Origin of the sequence: Algibacter sp., from assembly GCF_049667265.1 — a bacterium.
Classification (GTDB): Bacteria; Bacteroidota; Bacteroidia; order Flavobacteriales; family Flavobacteriaceae; genus Algibacter_B.
Genome location: NZ_JBATHX010000222.1, coordinates 1 through 5,435, shown reverse-complemented (window position 1 = coordinate 5,435; position 5,435 = coordinate 1). Strand labels below are relative to the sequence as shown.

General features: G+C 33.2%; 4 protein-coding genes and 1 pseudogene. All 5 read right to left on the bottom strand.

Annotation, left to right across the window (positions count from 1 at the left end; genetic code table 11):
- Positions 1-198: 198 nt before the first annotated feature.
- Positions 199-1,053, bottom strand: coding sequence for a tetratricopeptide repeat protein (locus WBN21_RS08285; RefSeq protein ID WP_424199236.1), 855 nt, complete (start codon positions 1,051-1,053; stop codon positions 199-201).
- Positions 1,054-1,151: 98 nt separating this feature from the next.
- A complete protein-coding gene (locus tag WBN21_RS08280) occupies positions 1,152-2,189 on the bottom strand; it encodes a vWA domain-containing protein (protein ID WP_424199234.1) in 1,038 nt (345 codons plus the stop codon).
- Positions 2,190-2,294: 105 nt separating this feature from the next.
- Entirely contained in the window at positions 2,295-3,299 is a 1,005-nt protein-coding gene (locus WBN21_RS08275; RefSeq protein WP_424199232.1) for a vWA domain-containing protein, read from the bottom strand.
- Positions 3,299-4,876 (bottom strand): hypothetical protein, encoded by a 1,578-nt coding sequence (locus WBN21_RS08270; protein WP_424199238.1) that lies wholly within the window; start codon positions 4,874-4,876, stop codon positions 3,299-3,301. The genes WBN21_RS08275 and WBN21_RS08270 overlap by 1 nt, the downstream gene beginning before the upstream one ends.
- A 125-nt stretch (positions 4,877-5,001) precedes the next feature.
- Positions 5,002-5,435 (bottom strand): annotated as a pseudogene (locus WBN21_RS08265) (DUF58 domain-containing protein); the annotation flags it as partial.

Sequence of the window (5,435 nt, the reverse complement as noted above, 5' to 3'; positions counted from 1 at the left end):
AAGCGCTCATTTACACCTAGTTTGTTTTTACTAACCTTGGCATCAAAATTTACTTGAGCAGTAGCAAAACATGTTGTGAGCATGAATAAAACTATAGTAATGTGTTTTGTTATTATCATTTTTAGATTTACGATTTTAGATTTACGATTGTAAATTTTTATTAAATCAACATTCGTAACTCGTTCATCTTAATTCGTTTTACCAATCTTTTTCGGTTTTTATTTTTACTCCTTTTTGTTTTTCAGCGTTCATTTTTTCTTGAACTTTTTGTTCTTGATTATTCATAGCTTCTAACAAATTTTTTATTTGCTGAGGCGATAATTGTCCTGGTTGTGGCTGCGGTTGTTTTTGTTCTTCTTTTTCTTTGTCGCCTTTTCCTTCATCTTCTTTATCCTTGTTCTCATCTTTAGGCTTTCCTTCTTCATCTTTTTTATCTTCGCCTTCCTCTTTGTCCTTGTCGCCCTCGTCCTTTTTATCTTCTTGATCCTCTCCCTCTTTATCTTTATTTTCTTGATCGTCTTTCTTATCCTTTTCGTCTTTTTGATTTTCGTCCTTGTCTTCCTTATCGTCCTTATTTTGGTCGTCTTGTTTTTGTTGTTCTTCAGCACAAACTTTTGCTACACCCAAATTGTATCGTGTTTCATCATCGGTAGGGTCATTTCTTAATGCATTTTTATATGCCTCAACAGCTTCCCTACATTTTTCATTTTGCATTAAAATGTTTCCAATATTATGAAATGCCTTGTGTTTTTCAGATTTTGATGTGGCTATTTTAGTGGCTTCCTGAAGACGATAAATAGCTTCCTCTAAATCACCATTTTTAATATATGACGTTCCTAAATTAAATGCCCCAACGCTATTATTTGGTTGTTCAGAAATTGCTTTTCTATAAGCCATTTCAGCCGAAACAAAATCTTCACCTTCAATTAGCTCGTTGCCCTCATACACAAAATTATTGGCTTTTTTTGCCGCTAATAACAACGCCTTATTTTCTTCTTGGGAAAACGAAAATACCGAAGTTAGGGTTAATAAGATTACTATTATGTGTTTCATTTTTATTTCTAAATTAAAAAACCTTGATTGTTTTTGACGTTAAAAAATTTATAAAATTGAGACCTTTCGACTGTCCTCAAGGTGACATTTCGTTTCAATTACAAGTTCTCATTAAATAAATTCAACTTTTTCAGCCATGCTGTTTTTCTTTCTAACAATAAAATATCTATCAATAAAAAGAAAATTCCGAAACCTAAAAACCATTGAAACTGATCTTTAAAATCGGCAAATTCTTTAGCTTCAAATTCGGTTTTATCCATGGTGTTTAAAATGTCACGAATCTGTTCAACAACATCATTCGTGTTTTTTCCATTAATATAAGCGCCGTTAGCCTCAGCGGCTATGTTCTTAAGTGTTTCTTCGTTTAATTTTGTAATGACGGTTTCACCTTGATTATCTTTCTTATAGTTTAAAACTATGCCATTTCGCTTTTCTGGAATTGGACCTCCTTTTATATCGCCTACACCAATGGTAAAAATTCTAATACCTTCTTCACTTGCCTCTTCTGCAACGGCTGCAGCCTGTTCGCTATGGTCTTCACCATCTGAAATTATGATAAGAACCCGATTGGTTTGCTCTTCATTATCAAAATACGTTTTAGCCAATTTTATCGCTTCATTAATTGCTGTTCCTTGGGAGGAAAGCATATCGGTATTCATATTATTTAAAAACATTTTGGCCGATGCATAATCTGTAGTGATTGGTAATTGCGGAAATGCTTTTCCTGCGTAAGCAATAATTCCAACCCTATCACTCGCCAAATTATTTATGATTTGAGTGACTAATTGTTTTGATTTCTCTAATCGGTTTGGAGCAATATCTTCTGCCAACATACTTTTAGAAACATCAACGGCAAAAACAATATCGACACCTTCTCTTTTAACGGTTTCAAGTTTTGTCCCAATTTTAGGGTTGACTAAAGCTATAGTCAAACAAAAGAATGCTAAGCTTAAAACAATGATTTTCAAAATTGATTTAAACAAAGACTGATTTGGACTCAACCTTTTAAGTAATGCGGCATCTGCAAACTTTTTTTGGGTTCTATACCTCCAAAACTGAAGCACCAAAAAGAGTAGGATTATTACTGGAATAATGCCTAACGCCCAAAACCATATTTTTTCTTCTAATAGAAACATCTTTTTTGTTTAGTTGTTCGTCGTGGATTTGTTTAGTTGATTTGCCACGATTTCACTAATATTTTTCTTTTAAGATTTCCGCCTTCGCGGAAATGATAAAACTTCTTATACAAAACTCCTGAAAACGGTATATCGCAATAGTAATTCTATAAGCAATAACAATCCTGCTAAAATCACTAATGGTCTATACTTTTCTTCGTAATTATAATATTTAAATTCTTCTATTTCTGTTTTTTCAAGTTTGTTAATTTCGGCATAAATTTCCTCGAGCTTTTTATTATTGGTTGCTCTAAAATACTCACCTCCAGTAACCTCTGCAATTTCTTTAAGTAAGGTTTCATCAATCTCCACTTGAATGCGCCCATATTGAAAGCTGCCGTTTGGTAAAATAGCAACTGGCGATAATGCCATTCCGTTTGTCCCCAAACCTATCGTGTAAACTTTTATACCATACTCAACGGCCAATTCACTTGCTATTTTTGGATCTATAAACCCAGAATTATTCACACCATCTGTCAATAAAATAATTACTTTACTTGCTGCTTTGCTGTCTTTTAATCGGTTTACCGAAGTAGCTAAACCCATGCCAATTGCGGTTCCGCCTTCAATAATAGTATTGTACTGAATACTTTTTAACGAGCGAAGCACAATTGCTTTGTCACTTGTAATTGGTGTTTTTGTATAGCTTTCTCCAGCATATTCCACTAAACCAATTCTATCGTTTGGTCTGCCTTTAATAAATTCCGCAGCAACCTTTTTTAAGGCTTCTAATCTATTTGGTGCTAAATCTTTAGCCAACATACTTGCCGAAACATCAATAGCCATTACAATATCAATACCTCTTGTTGTTTTCGTTTTTGTTGACACATCAACCGATTGTGGTCTGGCTAATGCCATAATTAAAAGCGCCAATGCTAGTAACCGGAACGCAAACAATAAATGTTTTAGTTTAGGCAACCATGAATTAGTGTTTTTAAAACCTTTTAAACTTGATATTTTAAGTTCGGCAGTTTGTTTTTTATGCTTAAAAACATACCAAAGCACAGCCAATGGAAGTGCTAATAGCAACCAGAAAAATTCTTTATTTACAAATTCAATGCCTTCTAACATTATTTTTCCGCTGGTTTAAGTTCAACTGAATTTAAAATACGATCTACAATTTGATCTGCATAAGCATCATTTCTTGGAGATGTAATAATAATTTGCTGCAATATGTTTTCTGAAACAAATTGTAATAACACATAATTACCTTCTTGAATTTTTTGAGTTAAAGGATTTTTCGCTTTTAATGTACCGTATGTTTTTAATCCTTCTGCGCCGTTTGGTGTGGTAAACTTATCTCTTAAAACAACAATATCTTGTGCTCCCTGTTGCTCCATTCCTTTTATACTCCCTTCAGAGGTTTGTTGAAGATCTATTTTATTATCTCCTAAATTCTTGTAGGTTGTAGTATTTACCATGATGCTGAATGGATCTAATAAAGAACCATACATGAAAGATGTGATACCTATTTGCGCCTTCATTTCTTCTGGAACAGGCAAATCAAATCGTTTTAATACTTTCGGTGTGGTTATAGTTACTGGAGGAAATCCATATTCACTAAGCACCCAATCACCTTCTAAAAGCTCTTTACTATCATGACCAATTATCGTGTCTTTTACGATATCAAAACCATATTTAATAGACAATCCTGTTAGCGTCGCAAGCAATAAAAAGATACTTATTCCAATGGTTAGCCAAATCTTTTTGCGTTTCTTTTTCAGTTCTTGTTCTTCTCTATATTTTTCATCTAAAAGCTTTTCTTCTTCCGTAGGTTCTGGTAAAGCTTCCTTAACACGGTCTATTTCAACATCAATGGTTTCTCTATCTATTTTTGCCAAGGCAACATCTGGAGCAGATTTTGCGAATTTTACTAAATCTGCACGTTTTAAAATGCTTTCTAAGTTTTTAATATCTTCCTTACTCAAATCGACTTGATTGCCTTCTTTAAGAATGTTCAATCTTGTAATTAACTCGTCTGTGGTGCTTTCTAATGCTCTATCATAAACCTTTTCATCAAGATATTTTCTGATGATAAAGGTCAATTCCGAATAGTAGCCCTTTAAATTTTCATTTTCTAAGAAATGACTGTCATCTAAATTTTTTAATGCTAATTTTGCTCTATCGTAAGGTGGTAATAAGGCTATTTTCTCATCTTCAGAAAGTGGTTTTTTTCTCCAAATAAACCAGTATAACAAGAATGCCAAAGCTCCGATAATTAGCATCGTGATTATAAGATATTTCCACCAATCGCTTCCGCTTTTGTTAACACCAATTATAGGTTTTATATCAAATAAACCTTTTGTAGTATCTACCACAACATTATTTACCTCAACTTTTAATGAATCGGTAAAAAAGGTTTTATCACCTATTATGATTTTTTGCCTCGGAATTGTGTATGCTCCTGAATCGAATTGTGTTAATCCATATTTTTTAATCAGGTTGTATTTATTGCTTTCCTTAAGGGTATCAATAGCGTAGGATTCAATCATTTCCAATGGCGAAAATGTTTGTCCTTCAGGAAAAACTACCAAATCTGTTGTGTCTGCTTCAACCTGAACATAATATGTTATTTGCTCACCAATTTTAATGGAAGTTGAATCGATGGTTGATGTTACTTGGGAAAATGAGAAGAAAGAAAGAAGCATAAAAAATAAGCTTGAAGCTTGAAGCTTGAAGCTCGAAGCCTTCTCACTCTTTTCAATAAACCTTAAATTAAATTCTTTCTTCATAAATAATGTCTTCATACTGCAAACTTCGCACTTCGTGCTCATTATCCTCTTCGTTTAAAATAGCCTAAAAGCTTTTTCACATAGCTTTCATCAACGCGGCAATCAATGGCTCCTGCACCCGATTTTGTAAAGCTTTCTTTGTAATAATCTACCTTTTGATTAAAGAATTTTCCATAATTAAGACGCACTTTTTTTGAAGCAGTATTTACAAGCATTAATTCACCTGTTTCTTCATCTTGCATTTGTACCATCCCTAAATTTGGAATGTTTTCCTCTCGTTTATCATAGACTCTAATGCCCGTAACATCGTGTTTTCCTGACACAATTTTCATGGTTTGGTGATAATCATCTGCAATAAAATCAGACAACACAAATACAATAGCCTTTTTTTTCATCACGTTTTGCATGAATTTTAAAGCTTCGGCTAAATTGGTTTGTCTACTTTCTGGATGAAATTCAATCAATTCTCGAATAA